This is a genomic window from Prescottella equi, from assembly GCF_002094305.1.
Classification (GTDB): domain Bacteria; phylum Actinomycetota; class Actinomycetes; order Mycobacteriales; family Mycobacteriaceae; genus Prescottella; species Prescottella equi.
The window spans coordinates 41,529-60,359 of record NZ_LWTX01000008.1; the positions used below are offsets into that span (position 1 = coordinate 41,529).

Here is an 18,831-nt window from a genome sequence, read left to right on the forward strand (position 1 = left end):
ACCGAGACCGATGTGTGACCGACGCCACATTCAGGGCTAGTTTTCCTTTCAAGGGGACTGCAACGGCGCAGCCCCCTGTCAGAGAGGCCCGATCCGAATGTTCCTGCACGCAAGACGATTCGATTCCGAACAGGACCGCCTTCCGGACGGCATGCGCAGCTCGCCCGGAACCTCGACCGCAGTCGACCTCGCCGCCGCGGGATACACCGAACAGGAGTTCTTCCTGAGCGGTACCGCGACGGCGTATCGCGAGGACGGCAGGTGGGACTCGGACGGCCACTGGGCGGTCGCGGAGGCCGGCCAGGCGCCGTACCGAACCCGCCTGCTGGTGCGGGTGCCGTCGGACCGCAGCCGGTTCAACGGCACCGTCGTGGTCGAATGGCTCAACGTGAGTGGCAACGTCGATGTGGACGTCGACTTCGGCTACATGCACTCGGAGTTGCTGCAGGGCTACGCGTGGGTGGGGGTGTCCGCGCAGGCCGCCGGCGTCAACAGCACCGGCGGCAGCCCGCTGGGCCCGAACGTGGTGGGGCTCAAGGCGTGGGATCCGCAGCGGTACGGACCCCTGCACCACCCCGGCGACGCCTACTCCTACGACATCTTCTCGCAGGCCGGGGCCGCACTCCGGGCACCGCGCGGTGCGGACCCGCTCGCGGGGCTGGTGGTCGAGCGACTGCTTGCGGTCGGCCAGTCCCAGTCCGCGATGCGAATGCTGACCTACGCCAACGCCGTCCATCCTCTCGCCCGGGTGTTCGACGGCATGTTCGTGCACAGCCGCGCCGGTTTCGGTGCGCCGATCGGCGCCGGCACGGGCCTGCCGAAGCTCGACGGCCCGGACGGGCCACGGGTGGTGTCGCCGGCGCGCGTGCGCACGGATCTCGACGTGCCGGTCTTCCAGGTGGTCACCGAGACGGAGCTGTTCGAGCTCGGCGGCGGTCCCGGCCCGGGGTCGTTCGTCGCCGGCCGCCAGCCCGACAGCGAGCGGATCCGAACCTGGGAGATCGCGGGCACGGCACACTCCGACGCCCACGCCCTGCGAATCCTGTACCCGCAGTACACCGCCCAGTTCGGAACGATCAGGGATCTCGGAGCGCTGATTCCGCTGGTGAACGACGGTCCGCAGGCCGCGGTGGTGGCAGCAGCGCTGCGTTCGCTCAACACGTGGGTCGCGGACGGGACCGCTCCCCCGTCGGCGGATCCGATCGACACCACGGACACGGCCATCGTGCGTGACGAGTTCGGCAATGCCCGCGGCGGAGTGCGCACTCCTCACGTCGATGTGCCCGTCGCCTCGCTGACCGGCGAGACCGTCCACGTCCCGAACAACGGCGCGACCACCCCACTCGGAGCCGACGTCCTGGCCTCGCTGTATCCGGACCAGGACACCTACGTGACGAAGTTCGCGGAGGCCACCGAGCGCTCCGTCGCGCGGGGATTCCTGCGTTTCGAGGACGGCCGGGCGCTCGTGTCCGCCGCGCGCGGGAACCATGTCGGAGGCTGAGAATCGCGCACGCGGAGTTGCCCGCAACCGCCGTCCTGGACAAACGTCCAACGCCTTCTTCGTAAAGTGCACAAACCGACCACTCTCCTGCTAGCTTTACCGCCAGTGGCGTCGGGCCACATCCACCACCACCCCAGAGGACTGAAACATGGGTTCGTTCAGCACGATCAGCGCCGTCATCGACATCGTCAAGACCATCCTCCCCCTCATCGAGCAGCTCAGCTCGATGAGCTGACTCGACGCACTTCGACGGGCCGGATTCATCGAATCCGGCCCGTCGTGCGTCGACAGGGCTTCCGCCCGCCGGGAAGCGACTCGCGTCACAACGGCGCGATCCGCCATCGTCGGTGCATGACTGTCGACGAGACACCCCCACCACCTGCCCACGGCGGGGCGCCGACAGCCCAGCCCACCGGTGGGGCCAGGGCAGGACTGGGCACGATCGTGGCGCTCGGCACCATGACGGCGCTGGGCCCCTTCACGATCGACATGTACCTGCCCGCGCTCCCCGACATCGCGGCGGCACTCGACTCGACCGCGTCGGGGGCCCAACTCACGATCACCGGCACTCTTGTCGGACTGGCGCTCGGACAGCTGGTCATCGGGCCGCTCTCGGACAGTCTGGGCCGCAAGCGTCCTCTCGTCGCCGGCATCGCGCTGCACGTCGCCAGTTCGCTCGTCGCCGTGTTCGCCACGAGCATCGCGATGCTCGGCGCAGTACGCGTCCTCCAGGGCGTCGGAGCGGCCGCGGCCGCCGTCGTGACGATGGCGATGGTGCGGGACCTGTTCTCCGACAAGGCCGTCGCCGTCGTCATCTCACGCCTGATGCTGGTCCTCGGCGTCGCGCCGGTGATCGCGCCCAGCGTGGGCGGGGCGCTGCTGGTCGCCCTGGACTGGCGTGGGATCTTCGTGGTCCTCGCGCTCGTCGGGGTTTCCATCGCACTGGTCGCCGTCCTCGCGCTACCGGAAACCCTTCCGCGTGAGCGGCGTCGGCCGGGCGGACTGCTGCCGGTGGTGCGCACCTATCGGGGACTACTGCGCGACCGCACCTTCGTAGCGCTCACCTTCGCGTCGAGCATCGTGATGGCCGCCCTCTTCGCCTACGTCTCCGGCGCCCCGTTCGTGTACCAGGACCAGTTCGGCCTCGATCAGCAGCAGTTCGCGATCGTCTTCAGCACGGGCGCCTTCTCGATGATCGGTGCGACGCAGCTCAACGTGCGGTTGCTGCGCCGCTGGTCGCCCCAGCAGATCGTGCAGGCCTCGCTCACGGCCGCCGTCACGTTCGGCATCGTCGCCGTCGTGGTGGCCCACTTCCAGATCGGCGGCCTGCCCGGCTTCGTCGCCGCACTGTGGATCATGCTGGGCGCCGTGTGCTTCGTGCTCCCCAACGCCCCCGCTCTCGCGCTGACCCGCCACGGCGAGGCCGCGGGAACCGCAGCGGCCCTGCTCGGCTCGATGCAGTACGCCGTCGGCGCCGTGGCCGCTCCCCTGGTCGGGCTGTTGGGAAACACCGACACCGCCCTCGTGGCGAGCATGACCGCGTGCCTCGCCGTCGCCCTGGTCACCATGTTCGCGGCGGCGCGGACGTCATAGCGATCAGCGGCGGCGCAGCGAGAGGATGGCGCTGGACGCGGTCGCGGCGAGCGCGAAGACGACGGCTCCGATCGCGAATCCGGTGGTGCCGAATCCCAGTGCACCGAGGACCGCGGTACCGACGGCCGTGCCTACGTACATCGCGGAGTTGTTCCACGACACCGCGCCGGCGCGGCGTTCCGCGAGTTCCGTCGTCAGCAGTACCTGACCGGTGCTGAAGAACGCCGAGCCGGCTGCGAACGCGAGCATGAATCCCACGATGCTCGCCCAGCTCGTCGGCGCGAACACCGCGAGGGCCAGAGCCGCGGCGAGCAGCCCGCCCCAGCCGATGCAGAGCACCGACTCGGCTCGACCGGCGGCTCGCCACCGGTCGACCAGGGGGCCGGCGACGAGGGAACCCGAGAAGGATCCGATGCCGACCAGCGCACCGACGAATCCGAGAGTTTCGGTGCTGAGCCCGAAGCGGGTCGCGAAGAGCGCGCCCGCGAACGCGTACGTGCCCAGGCGGGCCGCCTGCGCGAAGAGGTTTCCGAACATGATCAACCGGAAGGTCCGGTTTCCCCACAACCGGAACGACGTCGCGAGGGCCGTGCGGGCGCCGTCCGGACGCACCACCGTGCGCTCGGGCTCCCGGAGGCGCACGGCGATGGAGACTCCGACACCGACGAGCACGAGGGCGACTCCGGCGAAAGCCCACCGCCAGTCGAGGCTCGCGGCGACGAGCGTGCCCAACGGCACCCCGACGATCTGACCGCCCGCGTACGCCGCGGCGCCACGCGAGATGGCCCGGCCGCGTTCCCGCGGCACCGCCGTCTCGGCCAGGAACGCCCAGATCGCGGGACCCATCAGGGCGCCGCCGACGCCGCCGACCATGCGCGCCCCCACCAGGAACGTCAGCGTGGGCGCGACCACGCAGAGCACCTCCCCGAGAACCATCACCGCGACCCCGGCGAGGATGACGCGTCGGCGCGCCACGTGCTCGGCGAGCGCACCGAGCAGAGGACTCGCCACCGCGTACGTGAGCCCGTAGGCCGTCACCACCAGCGCCGTCGCCGGAATACTGGTCCCGAGGTCGTCGGCGATGGTCGGGAGCAGCGGAGAGATGAGGAACAGCTCGCCGCCCATGAGGAAGAAGATCGCGTGCAGCAACGAGTGCTGCCCCCACGGGGTTCGGGTGGGCACTGCCGGCTCGACTCGGGGCGAGCCGGACTCGCTCGTATGCTGCGCCATGACGTCAGACGTTAGCCGCGGTCACGACCGGACCACGTATCGGGAACCGGTCACCGGAAGTACCGTGCCGGGTACGCGGGCCGGTCGGGCCTGCATGGGATGATCGGGGCATGCCGTCGCCGTCACCCCTGCCTCTGGACCCGATCGAGGAAGCGCACCGTCAGTGGACCGAGCACGGCTGGGGTGCCGTCGCCGACGGAATGGCCGCAGTGACGTCGGTGGTGCGCGCGCAGCAGATCATGATGGCGCGGGTCGACGAGGCCCTCAAGCCTTTCGGACTCACGTTCTCGCGGTACGAGTTGCTGACGCTGCTCACCTTCACCCGCAGCGGCGCGCTGCCGATGGCGAAGGCGAGCGCCCGCCTGCAGGTGCACCCGACCAGCGTCACCAACGCGGTCGATCGCCTCGAGAACGCGGGCCTGGTTCGCCGCGTCCCCCACCCCACCGACCGCCGGGCGACCCTGATCGAGATCACCGACGACGGGCGGGACATCTCACGACGAGCGACCGAGGCGCTCAACGAGAAGGTGTTCGCCGACCCCGGCCTTTCCCCCGACAAGCTGGACTCACTGGTGCGCATCCTCACCGAACTGCGTTCGAAAGCAGGCGATTTCGACACCGGCGCCCGGCCGGGCCGGTGGCACTGACGCCGTCGGTCGACCAGCCCGCGGCGCCCGACCCGATCGCCTGGGCGGCTAATGCAGGAGCTCGCCCGCGATCTGCTCGATCCTGACGACGCCCTCGAACAGGTCCTCGCCGATCGCCTCCCGCAGCCGGGCCTCGATATCTGCAGCCAGTTCGTCCGCCTCGTCGACCGTCTTCGCGCCGAGCGCGGTCAGACGCACCTCGACGAGCTTCTGATGCATGGGGGACGCGCGACGGCTGACGAGCCCTTTGCCCTCGAGCGTCGACAGCATCGTCGCCAGCGACTGCGGCGTCCCCAGTCCGGCACGCGCGAGCTGCGCGGCCGAACTCGGCTCCAGGTGCTTGACCGCAAGGAGCGTCGAGTACTGCGGCACAGTGATTCCGAGCGGACGAAGCGCAGCCGCTTTCGCGTCGATGATCATCCGTGCGATGTGCCGGATACGCGTGCCGATCCGGTCGTCGAGCACCTCGGACAGGCGATCGATGGCAGCGTCCTCCGTCAACTACTCCACTCCTCCGCGTCCACCTTCTCGGTCTCGACAGAGTACTGCGACTCCCCGCTGCGCCCACATCTGGACGCAAGAGTGAACGAATCATTAATCAAGAACGTACACATAGACATGACAGAATGTTGTTATGGTTCGTCCACCGGCACCGAGTCGGCGTCGCGGGGCAGCGACCGAGGGAGGGCGAACAGATGAACCGACGAGGGGTCCACGCCACGGACACGCGCGCAAACGGCACAGATCTCAGCTTCGAGGGAACGAAGCGGGAGGTCGTCACCGACGCAGGCGTGTTGCGCTACCACGAGGCGGGCGACGGACCGCCATTGCTGTTGCTGCACGGTTCCGGGATCGGCGTGAGCGGTTGGCGTAACTACAGAGGGAACCTGGCTGTGTTCGCCGAGCACTTCCACTGCTACGTGCTCGAGTTTCCCGGCTTCGGAATCAGCGATCCTGTCGAAGGACATCCCGTCCGCGCCGCAACCGAGTCGGTGCCGCGGTTCATGGACGCCCTCGGGATCGAATCCGCCGCGATCATCGGCAATTCGATGGGCGGAGTCGTCGGTGCGCAGGTGGCGATGCAGCATCCCGCGCGGGTCGAGAAGCTGATCACGATCGGCGGAGTGGGCCCCAACATCTTCAGCCAGGCTCCGAGTGAAGGCACCCGCCTGCTCCGGGACTTCGCCGACGACCCCAGTCGCGAGAAGCTGGTGCGGTGGCTCGACTGCATGGTCTACGACCCCGCGCTGGTCACGGACGAGCGCGTCGACGAGCGCTGGGAGGCGGCGATGGCTCCCTCCTCCCACGAGACGCTCGCCGCGATGTACGGCTCCGCAGCGGTCGCCGCCCAGCAGCGGGCACTCGAGGCGTCCGAGGCCCCGCCGTACTGGTCGATGATGCGGAAGATCCAGTGCCCCACGTTGTTCACATGGGGCCTCGACGACCGGCAGTGCCCGCCGGATATGCCCCTCGTTCCGCTACGGCTTGTGCCGCATGCCGAATTGCACGTCTTTCCCAACTGCGGGCACTGGGTGATGGTGGAGGCCGAAGAGGCGTTCGAGCGGGTGGCGCTCGAGTTCCTCCTCCGCTGAGAACTCCTCGGCCCCTGCCACGCTCGTGCGCGACAGGGGCCGAGAAGTGGCTCGGTAGCTCACTCAGTGGTGGCCGAAACTCGGATCCCGCTTCTCGGTGAACGCGGCCATGCCTTCCTTCTGATCCTGCGTAGCGAAGGCCGAGTGGAACACGCGTCGCTCGAACCGGACGCCCTCGGACAGCGTCGATTCGAACGCCCGGTTCACCGACTCCTTGACCATCATCGCGATCGGCAACGACATGTCCGCGATCTTCGACGCGGTCGCGATGGCCTCGTCGAGCAGGTCGATCGCCGGAACGATCCGGGAGACGAGACCGGCGCGCTCCGCCTCCTCGGCGTCGATCGTCCGGCCCGTGAGACACAGGTCCATCGCCTTGGCCTTGCCGATGGCGCGGGTGAGTCGCTGCGAGCCACCGATTCCGGGCAGCACACCGAGCTTGATCTCGGGCTGGCCGAACTTGGCCGAGTCGGCGGCGATCAGCACGTCGCACATCATCGCCAGCTCGCAGCCGCCGCCGAGCGCGTAACCGGCGACCGCGGCGACGATCGGCTTGCGGGCCGCGGCGATACGATCCCACGCCGAGAACCAGTCGTCGAGGTACATGTCCATGAACGACTTGGACTGCATCTCCTTGATGTCGGCGCCGGCCGCGAACGCCCGCTCCGACCCGGTGATCAGGATCGAGCCGATGCTCCGGTCCTTCTCGAAGTCCTCGACGGCCGAGACCATCTCCGACATCAGCTGCGCGTTGAGGGCGTTGAGCGCCTTCGGCCGGTCGAGGGTGATCATGCCGACGCGGCCGGTGCGCCCGACCTGAATCGTCTGGTAGTCCGTCATCGAGTCTCTCCGTTCGATCTGTCCCTGATGTCCCTGATGATGGCCGAGAAGTCCTCGCCGCCGTGCCCGGTCTCGTGGAAGCGCCGGTACAGCTCCGCGGCGCGCATACCGAGTTCGGCGTCGACGCCGTTGGCGCGCAGCGCGTTCGCGGCGAGCCCGAGGTCCTTGTCCATGAGGGCGGCCGCGAATCCCGGCTGGTAGTCGTTGTTGGCGGGGCTCGCCGGGACGGGTCCCGGCACCGGGCAGTTGGTGGTGAGCGCCCAGCACTGACCGGACGCGTTCGATGCGACGTCGAACAGCGCCTGGTTGCTCAGTCCGAGCTTCTCCCCCAGCACGAATGCTTCGCTGATCGCGATCATCGAGACGCCGAGGATCATGTTGTTGCAGATCTTCGCGGCCTGACCCACGCCGGGGCCGCCGCAGTGCACCACTTTGCGGCCCATGACCTCGAGCAGCGGCCGGGCGGCCTCGAAGTCCTCGTCGGCGCCGCCGACCATGAAGGCGAGCGTTCCGGCCGCCGCCCCCATCACTCCACCCGACACGGGCGCGTCGACGCTGCGATGCCCGGCCTGTTCGGCCAGTTCGTGGGCCGCTCGGGCGTCGGCGACGTCGATCGTCGAACTGTCGACGAACAGCGTGCCCTGCCGCGCGGCGGTGAGCAGACCGCCCTCGTACAGGTCGAGGACGTGCTTGCCGCTGGGCAGCATCGTGACGACGACGTCCGCGTCGGTGGCCGCCAGCGCGGCGGAGTCCACGACCGTGATGCCGTCGCGCCGGGCCTGCTCGAGCGCAGCCGGCACCAGATCGAAGCCCTTCACGACGTATCCGGCCTTCACGAGATTGGCCGCCATCGGGCCGCCCATGTGGCCGAGACCGACGAATCCGACGGTGATGTCGTTCGTGCTCATCGCGCTTCCTCCCCACTCACGAGCGCTGCGGCCAGTCCCAGTTCGGCCTCGCCGAGCGGCTCGAAGAATCGATCCACTAGTTCATCGGTGACCGCCTCGAGGGACGACGGCGACCATGCGGGGTTACGGTCCTTCTCTACCACCTGCGCGCGGATGCCCTCCACGAGATCGTGGGATTCCAGGCACGCCAACGACACCCGGTACTCCTCGTCGAGGACGGCCTCGAGCGTGTCGAGGGTGCGGGCGTGGCGCAGTGCCCGCAACGTCACCTTCGCCGCGGTCGGGGACTTCGCCAGGATCTGTTCGGCCGCGGCCCGCGCCTCGGGGACGTCGCTCGCCCGCAGGTTCGCGACGATCTCCTCGACCGTGTCGGCGGCGTACGCGGCGTCGATCCAGCCCCGCTGCGCTGCCAGCTCCGACGCGGGGGCGGGCTGCGCGAACCGGGCGAGTGCGTCCTCGACGGAGCCCCCGGCCACCGCCTGTTCGAACTCGCCGACCCGGTCCGACGGCACGAAGTGGTCGGCGAAACCGCACGCGATCGCGTCGCCGGCCGACATCCGTGCCGTCGTGAGCGCGACGTGGGTGCCGAGTTCGCCGGGCGCCCGCGACAGCAGGTACGTGCCGCCGACGTCGGGCACGAATCCGATGCCCACCTCGGGCATTCCGATCGTGGACCGCTCGGTGACGACCCGGACGTTGCCGTGCGCCGAGACGCCGACACCGCCGCCCATCACGATGCCGTCCATGATCGCGACGTACGGCTTGCGGTAGCGGGCGATCGCGGCGTTGAGGACGTACTCGTCCCGCCAGAAGTCCTTCGACCCACTCCCGCCGCCTCGGGCGTCGTGGTAGATCGACACGATGTCGCCGCCCGCGCACAGGCCGCGCTCCCCCGCTCCCGTGAGCAGCACGGCGTCGACGGCATCGTCGTCGGCCCACTCCAGCAGTGCCGCCGCCATCGACCGCACCATCGCGTGATTCAGCGCGTTGATCGCCTTCGGCCGATTGAGGGTGATCCGGCCGAGAGCGCCGACCCGTTCGACCAGAACCTCGGGTTCAACGATGTCGCTCATGCCGCGCCGACCGATCCGACCACCGCGCGGGCCACGACGACCCGCATGATCTCGTTGGTGCCCTCCAGGATCTGGTGCACCCGCAGATCTCGCACGATTTTCTCCAATCCGTATTCCGCCAGATAGCCGTAACCACCGTGCAGCTGCAGCGCCTCGTTCGCGACCGTGAAGCCGGTGTCCGTCGCGAACCGCTTCGCCATCGCGCACAGCTCCACCTTGTCGGCACTGTCCGCGTCGAGCGCGTCCGCGGCCCGCCACAGCAGGGTGCGGGCGGCCTCGAGTTCGATCCGCATGTCGGCGAGGCGGAACTGCAGCGCCTGAGACTCGACGAGCGCCGCCCCGAACGCCTTTCGTTCCGCGAGGTACGCGACAGCCTTGTCCAGCGCGGCCTGCGCGCCACCCACCGAGCAGGCGGCGATGTTCAGCCGACCCCCGTTGAGCCCCTTCATCGCGATGCGGAAACCCTCGCCCTCCCCGCCGAGCAGGTTCGCCGCCGGCACCCGCACCTGGTCCAGGATCACCTGCCGGGTGGGTTGGGCGTTCCAGCCCATCTTCTTCTCGTTGGCACCGAACGACAGCCCGGGCGTGTCCTTCGGGACGATGAACGCCGAGATGCCGCGGGCTCCCGCCGCGCCCGTGCGGGCCATGACGACGTAGACGTCGGACGTACCCGCGCCGGAGATGAACTGCTTGACGCCGGTGAGCAGATAGTCGTCGCCGTCCCGAACAGCCTTGGTGGACAGGGCTGCCGCGTCGGATCCCGCACCCGGCTCGGTGAGGCAGTAGCTGCCGAGCTGCTCCATCGACGCCAGACCGGGCACCCAGCGCCGTCGCTGCTCGTCGTCACCGAACTCGTCGATCATCCACGTGACCATGTTGTGGATCGAGATGTAGGCGGCGATCGACGGGCAACCCGTCGCGAGCTGCTCGAAGATTCGGACGCCGTCGAGCCGGGTGAGACCGGAGCCGTCGACGTCCTCGCGGATGTAGATGCCGCCCATGCCGAGTGCACCTGCCTTGCGCAGCACATCGACCGGGAAATGCTTGTTCTGGTCCCACTCGATGGCGCCCGGCGCCAGGTATTCCGCGGCGAAGTCGCGGGCGGTGTCGCTGATCGCACGCTCGTCGTCGGAAAGTCTGAACATTGCCTTCACTCCTGGTTCGTCGTCATCGTCGATGACGTGGTGGCCGCGGTCCTCAGAGGGATTTCGCAATGATCCCCTTCATGACCTCGTTGGCACCGGCATAGATCTTCTGCACCCGTGCGTCCTCGTACATGCGGGCCACGAGGTACTCGCGCATGTATCCGTAGCCGCCGTGCAGCTGCACGCAGCGGTCGACGACCTCGCACTGCTTGTCGGTGAGCCAGTACTTGGCCATCGCCGCCTCGGCCGCGTCGAGTTCGCCGCGCAGGTGCTCCTGGATGCAGTGATCGAGGAACACCTCGCACGTGCGCGCGATCGTCTGGCACTCGGCGAGTTCGAACGCCGTGTTCTGGAACTCGAACAGGCTGTGCCCGAACGCCTGCCGGGACTTGACGTACGCGACGGTCTCCTCGACCGCTCGGTTCATCGCCCCCGACGCCTGCGCCGCGATGATCAGACGTTCCTGGACGAGTTGGGCGATCAGCTGGCCGAAGCCCTGCCCCTCCTCGCCCAACAGGTTCGACACCGGCACCTTCACATCGACGAACGACAGCTCGGAGGTGTCCGCGGCGTGCTGGCCCACCTTGTCGAGCACCCGCCCCACCGTGAAGCCGGGGCAGTCCCGCAGGTCGACGATCAGCAGCGATACACCCCTGGCACCGGCCTTCGGGGGGGTCTTCACCGCCAGCACGATCATGTCGGCGGAAGAACCGTTGGTGATGAACGTCTTCGAGCCGTTGACGACATAGTGGTCGCCGTCGCGCACGGCCGTCGTCCGGATCGCCTTGAGATCGGATCCGGCGCCCGGTTCGGTCATTCCGATCGCCCCGAGGATCTCCCCGGACGCCATCCCAGGCAGCCAGGTCCGCTTCTGCTCCTCGGTGCCGTACTCGTTGACGTAATGCGCGACGATGCCGCTGTGCACCGACACCCCGAACGCCAGATCACCCGCGTAGCCCTGCGCCTCGAACACCGCGAGATCGTGCGCGAACGTGCCTCCGCCGCCGCCGTACTCCTCGGGAATCGAGCAGCAGAGCAGCCCCAGCTTGCCGGCGGTGCGCCACACGTCGCGGTCGATGTGGCGCTGGGCTTCCCACTTCTCGTTGTGGGCGACGACCTCGCGTTCGAAGAATCCGGCCGCGAGTTCGGAGAGCGCCCGGACCTCGTCGTCGTGCCAGCTCGGCACGTACCTCTTCACCGCGTCAGTCCATCGTCGGGATGACGAAGTGGTCCGCGTGCTCCTTGAACCCGGAGGGCCAGCGCTGCGTCACCGTCTTGGTCTTGGTGTAGAAGCGGATCGAGTCGGGGCCGTGCTGGTTGAGGTCGCCGAATCCGGAGCGCTTCCAGCCACCGAAGGTGTGGTACGCGATCGGCACCGGGATCGGGACGTTGACGCCGACCATGCCGACCTCGACGCGGGAGCAGAAGTCGCGGGCGGTGTCGCCGTCGCGGGTGAAGATCGCGACGCCGTTGCCGTACTCGTGCTCGGTCGGCAGGCGCAGAGCCTCCTCGTAGTCGTGTGCGCGGACCACCTGCAGCACGGGACCGAAGATCTCCTCCTTGTAGATCCGCATCTCGGGGGTGACGCGGTCGAACAGTGTTGCGCCGACGAAGAATCCGTTCTCGTGACCCTCGAGGGTGAAGCCGCGGCCGTCGATGACCAGCTCGGCACCCTCGTCGACGCCGATCTGCACGTAGCCGTCGACGCGGTCGAGAGCATCCTTGCTCACCACGGGTCCGAAATCGGCGGTCTCGTCGTCGGAGCGTCCGATCCGCAGCTTCGCGACCCGCTCGGAGAGCTTGGCGACGAGCGCATCCGCGGTCTCCTCGCCCACGGGAACCGCGACCGAGATCGCCATGCAGCGCTCACCGGCAGAGCCGTAGCCGGCGCCGACCAGAGCGTCGGCCACCTGGTCCAGGTCGGCGTCGGGCATCACGATCGCGTGGTTCTTCGCGCCACCGAAGCACTGGGCGCGCTTGCCGTGCGCGGCGGCGGTCTCGTAGATGTACTGGGCGATCGGGGTGGAGCCGACGAAGCCGACGGCCTTGATCCGAGGATCGGTGAGGAGGGTGTCGACGGCACCCTTGTCGCCGTTGACGACGTTGAACACACCCGGCGGCAGACCCGCTTCGAGGAACAGCTCGGCCAGGCGCAGCGGCACCGACGGGTCACGCTCGGACGGCTTGAGCACGAACGCATTTCCGCACGCCAGGGCGGGAGCGGCCTTCCACAGCGGGATCATGGCCGGGAAATTGAAGGGCGTGATGCCTGCCACGACACCGAGCGGCTGCCGCATCGAGAACACGTCGATGCCCGATCCGGCACCCTCGGTGTACTCGCCCTTGAGCAGGTGTGGGATGCCGGTGGCGAATTCGACGACCTCGAGGCCGCGCTGGATGTCGCCCTTGGCGTCCGGGATGGTCTTGCCGTGCTCGGACGAGAGCAGCCGGGCCAGCGGATCCATCTCCTCCTGGATCAGCTGCAGGAACCGCATCAGCACGCGGGCGCGGCGCTGCGGGTTCCACGACGCCCACTCCTTCTGGGCATCCGCCGCGTTCGCGATCGCCGCCTCGGTCTCGGACCGGTCGGCGAGCGGCACCCGCGCCTGCACCTGCCCGGTGTTGGGATCGAAGACGTCGGCGAATCTGCCCGATGTTCCCGGGATCCGCTTGCCGCCGATGAAGTGAGAGAGCTCTCGAACGCTCATTGCCCGAACCCGTCCTTTGCTGGTCGCCACAGAGCCACGAAGGAGACGTACGTCACCCTCGACATTCCTCGCTCATCCTATAGTTGGAAGTCCATGCAAGTCCAGGGTGCGATCCCGACAATTGCCCGAACCCCAGGTAGCAGCCCTGATCCTCGGACAGAATGACGATCCGAACGCCGGATCTCAGCGCATCCCGGACGGAGATCAGCAGATGGACTCCCTGAGCCGACCGACACTCGACGCGGTCGATCACCCGTTCTCCCGGCGGACGTTCCTCGGCGGCGCCGGCGCCCTGCTGGTCGCCGGCATGGCGGGAGCGGGCGCGCGTGCGGCGGCATCGCGTCCGGCGCCGACGGCCGGGCACGGCGCGCTGCCGCACCGGCCGAACATCGTCGTCGTCATCACCGATCAGGAACGGGCCCCGATGTTCTGGCCCGAGGGCTGGGCGGAGACGAACCTGCCGAACCGAAAGCGTCTCGCGGACACCGGGCTCACGTTCGACGGCTGCTGCTGCAATGCCGCAATGTGCTCGCCGAGTCGCAGCACGTTCTTCACCGGCCTGTACCCCGCACAGCACGGCGTGACCGCGACGCTCACCGAAGGTGGCACCGTCTCACCGACGGAACCGACCCTCCCGCTGGGCATTCAGAACATGGCCAAGCTCCTCGACTCGGCCGGCTACAACGTGCACTACCGAGGCAAGTGGCACATGAGCAAGGGCGAGGAGGGCGGCGATCCGTCGAGCGCGGACGTCGCGGCGTACGGCTTCCGGGGCTGGGTTCCACCGGAAGGCGGCCAGGACACCGACCCGGATCACTTCGGCGGTGGCTGCGCCGACCTCGACAGCCGGTACGCGTCGGAAGCCGTCGAGTTCCTGCGGGGACTCGACCCGAACGACGATCGCCCGTTCGCCCTCGTCGTCTCGTTCGTCAATCCGCACGACGTGCTCGCCTACCCCCAGACGTGGGACGCCATCAACGGCACCTGCGACAACTACGGTTCGGACGCGCCCGGAATCTTCGAGCAGGGCATCGACCTGCCGCCGACGTACGACGAGGCCTTGGCCCGGAACTTCAAGCCCACCGCGCAGATCCAGTCCCAGGTGCTTCTCGCCGCCGGGCTGGGTCCGTTGCCCGGGCAGGACGCCGCCCGCAACTATGTGAACTTCTACGCGTACATGCACAAGGTTGTCGACGAGCACACCGGGGCGGTACTCGATGCGCTCGAATCCCGCCCAGGGATGCGGGAGTCGACGGTGGTGATCCGGATCTCGGACCACGGCGAGATGGGCATGTCACACGGCGGCCTGCGGCAGAAGGTGTTCAACGCATACGAGGAGACCTTGCGGGTGCCACTGGTGGTCAGCAATCCCCTGCTGTTCCCGCAGCCCGTCCACACCGCAGCGCTGTCGTCGCTGATCGATGTCATGCCCACCCTCGCGAGCCTCGCGGACGTCCCGGACCGGGCCGCGTGGGATTTCCGCGGCGTCGACCTCATGCCGATCGTCGACGACGCCGCCGCCAACCCGGCCGCGCCGAGCGCCGAGGTACAGGACGTCCTGCACTTCACCTACGACGATGAGAACTGCGCGACACCGGACGGCCAGAACATCGTCACCCAGCCCAACCACATGCGCACCATCCGCGACCACCGGTGGAAGTACTCGGCATACTTCGACCCCGCCGGTGTCACACCGCCGCAGTTCGAGATGTACGACCTGCAGACCGACCCACTGGAACTGCACAACCGCGCGAATCCGTTGAACCTCGGCTACTTCGACCCGGTGCAGTCGATGCGAATGCACGCGAAGCTGTTCGAGGTGATGGAGCGGTGTGGGACGACGCCGGCACGCGGGCTCAGCGCGGTCCCGGTCGGCGGCTCGTAGGGGCCGCGATCGGTCACCGCGCTGAGCACACCAGCATCTCGGTGCCGCCGCTTTGGAAGTCGTAGGCGACCGAACGTATTTCGTGGGCGATGTCCCGGGCGTCGAGACGTCGACGCAGCTCGCCCAGGCCGGCGTATCGATCAGTCCGCCCACTCGGCACCAGCGGGAAGACCCGAACCTCGCGCGCCGAGACGCGGAGCAGTTCGGTGAGGGACCGATCGTGATCGTCGACATCCAGTCGGTCCGCGTACGTGAACAGTAGGTGCGACGACAGCACCAGGTCGAAGGAGCCGTCCGGAAACGGCAATGCGGGGAGTGCTCCGGGGACGTACATCTCGGGGTGTGCCTGCAGGTCCTCGGCAAACCGGTCCACCGACGCGAGCCGGTGTTCGAGGTGGTGCTCGGCGTCACGGAAGAAGCTCCCCGCGAACCGTTCCGGTCGCTGCGCGATGTAGCTGTTGCCGCGGATCGTCTCGGCGCGTGCAGTCGCGGCCAACGCCGAGGTGTCCGCGTATGCGATGTCGCAAGCGGTGACGTCGATCCCGCGGGCGCGGCCGGTCGCGGTGAACGACGACGCACCGGCGGGGCAGTCCAGAACGGCGCCCGTCAGGTCGTCGCAGCTCAGCGCGAACATCGCTACGTACTCGTCGAACGAACGCGACGAGATCAACATCGGCCCGATTCCGGCGCTCTCGGTGTCCGTGTGCGTCATGGCAACTCCTGGGTGAGTGCGGTTCGCACGTATCCTGCCCGAGCCGGCCGGTGGCACGGAACTCGGTCGCCAGCCGCCGTCAAATGCTGTTGCGCCTCGCCCGCCTGCGCAGCGCGATCGCGGTGACGCCCGCGATCAACGCGAGGACGCCCAACCCGATGAACACGGCGGGGAGGTGGCGCGACCCTGGAACGCCGAACTCGGCGCTTCCGGAGTCGGGGAACGTGATCTGCGTTGCGGCACTGCGCTCGACCAACCCACTCTCGAGGGTGACCGAAGCGTTCCAAGGGCCAGGCGGAATGTCCTTGTTCAGTGTCGCCGTGACAGCACCGGTAGTACCGGGCGCCAACGTGGTGATTCCCTCGACGGAGAACGGACCCGCGTTGAGCCCGCCGGGTCCGTCGCCGAGCGTCAGCCTGCCCTTCAGATCCAGTGCCCGCCCACCGGTATTGCGGACGTTGGCCTCGAGGACCGGCGTGCCGTCGTCGGACCGTGCGGCGGTCAGGGACTCGATGGCGAAATGTGCGACCGGCGATTGCGGCGACGGCGCCGAGCGGACCTCGGCCCACAGGACCGCGTACTGCTCCCCCGGAGGCGCGTCCTGCGGTACGGCGATGGTGGCGACGGCTCCGGCGGCGGAATGTGCGTCCACCCGCACTTGGGCGGGGGCGATCGAGGTCCAAGTCGTCAGGTCGTTGGCGACCTGACCGGCCGCCCCGGTGAACTGGCCGCGGTCGATCCCCGCCGCCGAAGGATAGAGCCGCACATCGGCGGCCTCGCCCGTGGTGTTCGTAACCTCGAATCGCCTGCTGATGGTCGTTCCCGGCGCGAGGTGATCGACGATGTACACCCTCGCACGCGGGTCGCTTCCGTTGTTCGACGGCGCCTCGAGCAGGCGCACACCGATGCCTTCGTTCTGTGTCGGCGACGACTGGGCCGCGGAGATCGCCGATCCGGACGCCAGCAGCGCGAACGCGCTGATCAGAGCCGCGACGGACGCGATCCGCCGGGCGACGAAACTGGTGCAGTGATGAGAGCTGCGCACTCTGAAAGATCCCCCCAGGGCGGTGATGGGAATCGGAGGGGGTGCGGGACGCCGCACCCACACCGATCTCCGGGTCAGGCGACGGACGTCGAAACCGTTCCGGTGTAGACACCGGCGAGAGCGTCCGACGGCAGTCCGACGGTCAACGTGGGGTTCCAGCTGGCGGTGTTGTTGCCCCGCGCGGCAGTACCCGCGATCACGGTCTTGGCGGAATCGAGTCCGGCGACGGCCGACGGGGTCGTCGTCACGGTTCCCGTGCGCTCGACGGTGCCGGGGTTGTACTGCACCTGAGTCGCGGCAATCGTGGTATCACCACTCTCCGCAGCCAACGCGAACTCCGACGAGGACACGGTGACTGTCCAACCCGCGTTGTTACCGCGACTGTCGGTGACCGTGACCTCCCCCAACAGTCCGAGGACGTCCGATGCACCGGTCTGCGCGGTGTTGAGCGCGGCAGAGGCCTGAGGAGCGATGCTCAGCCCTCCGGCCACGAGTTCGAAGGTTGTGGTGGTGTCCTCCGCACTCGCGTTGGCCGGAGCGACCAACGCGGCAGCGACCGCGATCCCCGCCACCCCGAAACTTGCCAGTTGTTTCCGCATGATCACTCCTTCGTGAGGTGCGCCCCGGCAGCACACGGATGAAACGGACCCTAACACCGAAAGTCTCGACCGGTCGATTGGTTGAATGTGAAAACACCTGTCCTGGAAGGTCTTTCAACTCCAGGTGTCGACCAGAAGAGATCAGGTCGGATCGCACACATCTTGCGAGAGCTGGCCTGCACGGAGGAAATCGGTGACGAGCCAGCCACACGACGACCCCACCGTCGACCCGTGCACACCATCCTCGATTGTCAGGAGCCGGCCGCCCATCGCGGCTTGCGCATCGAGCGCCCACACATATGGGGTGACCGACTCGTCCCGGTGTCCGATGATCAGCAGATCCGTGCCGGTGTTCGCCACGGCCGTCAGCTCGGCAGCGAGCGGCCAACCGCTGCACAGACTTACACCGGGCACGTCCGAGTCGGCCGGGAACTCGATGCGCCGCTGGGGATTTCGATTCAGCGCCGCATTGATCGTCCGGTGTTCGGCGAGCTGGACAGTGCTGTCGCCCACGGGTCGAGGCTGTTGCAGATGTAGGCGGTTCCGGCCGTCGGACCGAACGCGCGCGCGAGGAACTCGGTGGTTGCCGGGTCGAGCGGGGCGTCGTTGTCGTCGGGAGCCGGGGCGTCACCGGGCGGCACATCGGGTTCGTCGGGGGTGACCCCACCATCGTCCCCGGCACCGAGGGCGGCCGCGTCGGGCACCATCTCCGGTGGAACGTCCGGGTCGGCCGCCGCGAGCACGCGCAGCGCGTCGCCCGCCGAGGTGCCGGTGTAGTCCATGCTGTCGAGGACAACCCGGTGCAGGTGCTCGGGGAAACTCGACTGCAGTTCGGCGCCGAGGACGGTGCCCCACGAGACGCCGAGGAAGTCGATCGTGTCCAGGCCCAGCGCGCCCCGAACCGCGTCGACGTCGCGGGCAGCGTTCGCGGTGGTCAGTGAACCGAAGAACTCCGGGTCGGCCTCGACGCAGTCTCTGTTGGCGGCTGCGATGTTGTCGGCGTATCCGGCGAGGCTCTCGTCGTCGCGGGTGTCCGGCTCGTCGGGTTGAGCGCATTCGATGCGCGACGAGTAGCCGATACCGCGCAGATCGATCCCGCCGCCATGCTGCGGCCCTCGACACCGGGGCCCCCGGGGTTGACGAACAGCGTGGGCGCGGCCGGATCGGTTCCCACGACACGGCTGAGCGCGAGTTCGATCGTCCGGCCTTCAGGGTCGTCGTAGTCCAGCGGGACGTCCACCGACGCGCACTGCAGGCGATCGACCACGCCCTCGTCCACGCCGAGATCGGTGACGTACGCGGCCAGGTCTGCGCAGGGTTGCCACGCAACGGTGTCGGCGGCCACGGCTCCGC

The 18,831-nt window shown here is 68.4% G+C and carries 18 protein-coding genes; 5 read left to right on the top strand and 13 right to left on the bottom strand.

Annotated features, from left to right (window positions below; translation table 11 throughout):
• Positions 1-97: 97 nt before the first annotated feature.
• The gene (locus tag A6I89_RS18480) at positions 98-1,501 is read left to right on the top strand and encodes an alpha/beta hydrolase domain-containing protein (RefSeq protein ID WP_022595157.1); all 1,404 of its coding nucleotides are present in this window, start codon (positions 98-100) and stop codon (positions 1,499-1,501) included.
• A 351-nt stretch (positions 1,502-1,852) separates the two neighbouring features.
• The gene (locus A6I89_RS18485) at positions 1,853-3,094 is read left to right on the top strand and encodes a multidrug effflux MFS transporter (RefSeq protein WP_044990767.1); all 1,242 of its coding nucleotides are present in this window, start codon (positions 1,853-1,855) and stop codon (positions 3,092-3,094) included.
• Between the two features lie 3 nt (positions 3,095-3,097).
• Here the strand turns inward: A6I89_RS18485 and A6I89_RS18490 are convergent, their stop codons facing one another.
• Positions 3,098-4,324, bottom strand: a complete 1,227-nt coding sequence (locus A6I89_RS18490) for an MFS transporter (protein ID WP_044990766.1) — start codon at positions 4,322-4,324, stop codon at positions 3,098-3,100.
• Positions 4,325-4,434: 110 nt separating this feature from the next.
• On the opposite strand from A6I89_RS18490, the gene A6I89_RS18495 reads away from it, so the two are divergent.
• On the top strand, positions 4,435-4,971 hold the full coding sequence (locus A6I89_RS18495) for a MarR family winged helix-turn-helix transcriptional regulator (protein WP_022595151.1): 537 nt from the start codon (positions 4,435-4,437) through the stop codon (positions 4,969-4,971).
• 48 nt (positions 4,972-5,019) lie between these two features.
• Here A6I89_RS18495 and A6I89_RS18500 read toward each other — a convergent pair whose 3' ends face one another.
• Entirely contained in the window at positions 5,020-5,472 is a 453-nt protein-coding gene (locus A6I89_RS18500) for a MarR family winged helix-turn-helix transcriptional regulator (RefSeq protein WP_013415613.1), read from the bottom strand.
• Between the two features lie 194 nt (positions 5,473-5,666).
• Between A6I89_RS18500 and A6I89_RS18505 the strand changes: the two genes are divergently transcribed.
• A complete protein-coding gene (locus A6I89_RS18505; RefSeq protein ID WP_013415612.1) occupies positions 5,667-6,563 on the top strand; it encodes an alpha/beta fold hydrolase in 897 nt (298 codons plus the stop codon).
• A gap of 63 nt (positions 6,564-6,626) precedes the next feature.
• On the opposite strand, the gene A6I89_RS18510 is transcribed toward A6I89_RS18505, so the two are convergent.
• The 6 genes from A6I89_RS18510 to A6I89_RS18535 are packed head-to-tail and all read right to left on the bottom strand — an operon-like array spanning position 6,627 to position 13,237.
• Positions 6,627-7,403 (bottom strand): enoyl-CoA hydratase, encoded by a 777-nt coding sequence (locus A6I89_RS18510; protein WP_013415611.1) that lies wholly within the window; start codon positions 7,401-7,403, stop codon positions 6,627-6,629.
• Positions 7,400-8,311, bottom strand: a complete 912-nt coding sequence (gene mmsB / locus A6I89_RS18515) for a 3-hydroxyisobutyrate dehydrogenase (protein ID WP_022595149.1) — start codon at positions 8,309-8,311, stop codon at positions 7,400-7,402. The genes A6I89_RS18510 and mmsB overlap by 4 nt, the downstream gene beginning before the upstream one ends.
• On the bottom strand, positions 8,308-9,384 hold the full coding sequence (locus tag A6I89_RS18520; protein WP_022595147.1) for an enoyl-CoA hydratase/isomerase family protein: 1,077 nt from the start codon (positions 9,382-9,384) through the stop codon (positions 8,308-8,310). The genes mmsB and A6I89_RS18520 overlap by 4 nt, the downstream gene beginning before the upstream one ends.
• Positions 9,381-10,529 (bottom strand): acyl-CoA dehydrogenase family protein, encoded by a 1,149-nt coding sequence (locus tag A6I89_RS18525; RefSeq protein WP_022595145.1) that lies wholly within the window; start codon positions 10,527-10,529, stop codon positions 9,381-9,383. The genes A6I89_RS18520 and A6I89_RS18525 overlap by 4 nt, the downstream gene beginning before the upstream one ends.
• 52 nt (positions 10,530-10,581) lie before the next feature.
• A complete protein-coding gene (locus A6I89_RS18530; RefSeq protein ID WP_022595143.1) occupies positions 10,582-11,727 on the bottom strand; it encodes an acyl-CoA dehydrogenase family protein in 1,146 nt (381 codons plus the stop codon).
• Positions 11,728-11,731: 4 nt separating this feature from the next.
• Positions 11,732-13,237 (bottom strand): CoA-acylating methylmalonate-semialdehyde dehydrogenase, encoded by a 1,506-nt coding sequence (locus A6I89_RS18535; protein WP_022595140.1) that lies wholly within the window; start codon positions 13,235-13,237, stop codon positions 11,732-11,734.
• Positions 13,238-13,448: 211 nt separating this feature from the next.
• On the opposite strand from A6I89_RS18535, the gene A6I89_RS18540 reads away from it, so the two are divergent.
• A complete protein-coding gene (locus A6I89_RS18540; protein WP_022595138.1) occupies positions 13,449-15,122 on the top strand; it encodes a sulfatase family protein in 1,674 nt (557 codons plus the stop codon).
• Between the two features lie 13 nt (positions 15,123-15,135).
• Here the strand turns inward: A6I89_RS18540 and A6I89_RS18545 are convergent, their stop codons facing one another.
• The 5 genes from A6I89_RS18545 to A6I89_RS18565 all read right to left on the bottom strand — a co-directional run bounded on the left by A6I89_RS18545 (position 15,136) and on the right by A6I89_RS18565 (position 18,572).
• Positions 15,136-15,834: a methyltransferase domain-containing protein gene (locus A6I89_RS18545; protein WP_022595136.1), complete on the bottom strand. Its 699-nt coding sequence runs from the start codon at positions 15,832-15,834 to the stop codon at positions 15,136-15,138.
• A gap of 79 nt (positions 15,835-15,913) precedes the next feature.
• Positions 15,914-16,879, bottom strand: coding sequence for a COG1361 family protein (locus A6I89_RS18550; RefSeq protein WP_022595134.1), 966 nt, complete (start codon positions 16,877-16,879; stop codon positions 15,914-15,916).
• Positions 16,880-16,953: 74 nt separating this feature from the next.
• Positions 16,954-17,478: a WxL domain-containing protein gene (locus A6I89_RS18555; protein WP_044990807.1), complete on the bottom strand. Its 525-nt coding sequence runs from the start codon at positions 17,476-17,478 to the stop codon at positions 16,954-16,956.
• Between the two features lie 141 nt (positions 17,479-17,619).
• Positions 17,620-17,991, bottom strand: coding sequence for an alpha/beta hydrolase (locus A6I89_RS18560; RefSeq protein WP_022595130.1), 372 nt, complete (start codon positions 17,989-17,991; stop codon positions 17,620-17,622).
• Positions 17,937-18,572: an alpha/beta fold hydrolase gene (locus tag A6I89_RS18565; RefSeq protein ID WP_080668394.1), complete on the bottom strand. Its 636-nt coding sequence runs from the start codon at positions 18,570-18,572 to the stop codon at positions 17,937-17,939. The genes A6I89_RS18560 and A6I89_RS18565 overlap by 55 nt, the downstream gene beginning before the upstream one ends.
• Positions 18,573-18,831: the final 259 nt, after the last annotated feature.

What these genes read in the sequence shown, in the direction of transcription:
- A6I89_RS18480 (WP_022595157.1), top strand. Translation starts at nt 98, where the DNA reads ATGTTCCTGCACGCAAGACGATTCGATTCCGAACAGGACCGCCTTCCG.
- A6I89_RS18485 (WP_044990767.1), top strand. Translation starts at nt 1,853, where the DNA reads ATGACTGTCGACGAGACACCCCCACCACCTGCCCACGGCGGGGCGCCG.
- A6I89_RS18490 (WP_044990766.1), bottom strand. Translation starts at nt 4,324, where the DNA reads ATGGCGCAGCATACGAGCGAGTCCGGCTCGCCCCGAGTCGAGCCGGCA.
- A6I89_RS18495 (WP_022595151.1), top strand. Translation starts at nt 4,435, where the DNA reads ATGCCGTCGCCGTCACCCCTGCCTCTGGACCCGATCGAGGAAGCGCAC.
- A6I89_RS18505 (WP_013415612.1), top strand. Translation starts at nt 5,667, where the DNA reads ATGAACCGACGAGGGGTCCACGCCACGGACACGCGCGCAAACGGCACA.
- A6I89_RS18510 (WP_013415611.1), bottom strand. Translation starts at nt 7,403, where the DNA reads ATGACGGACTACCAGACGATTCAGGTCGGGCGCACCGGCCGCGTCGGC.
- mmsB (WP_022595149.1), bottom strand. Translation starts at nt 8,311, where the DNA reads ATGAGCACGAACGACATCACCGTCGGATTCGTCGGTCTCGGCCACATG.
- A6I89_RS18520 (WP_022595147.1), bottom strand. Translation starts at nt 9,384, where the DNA reads ATGAGCGACATCGTTGAACCCGAGGTTCTGGTCGAACGGGTCGGCGCT.
- A6I89_RS18525 (WP_022595145.1), bottom strand. Translation starts at nt 10,529, where the DNA reads ATGTTCAGACTTTCCGACGACGAGCGTGCGATCAGCGACACCGCCCGC.
- A6I89_RS18535 (WP_022595140.1), bottom strand. Translation starts at nt 13,237, where the DNA reads ATGAGCGTTCGAGAGCTCTCTCACTTCATCGGCGGCAAGCGGATCCCG.
- A6I89_RS18540 (WP_022595138.1), top strand. Translation starts at nt 13,449, where the DNA reads ATGGACTCCCTGAGCCGACCGACACTCGACGCGGTCGATCACCCGTTC.
- A6I89_RS18545 (WP_022595136.1), bottom strand. Translation starts at nt 15,834, where the DNA reads ATGACGCACACGGACACCGAGAGCGCCGGAATCGGGCCGATGTTGATC.
- A6I89_RS18555 (WP_044990807.1), bottom strand. Translation starts at nt 17,478, where the DNA reads ATGCGGAAACAACTGGCAAGTTTCGGGGTGGCGGGGATCGCGGTCGCT.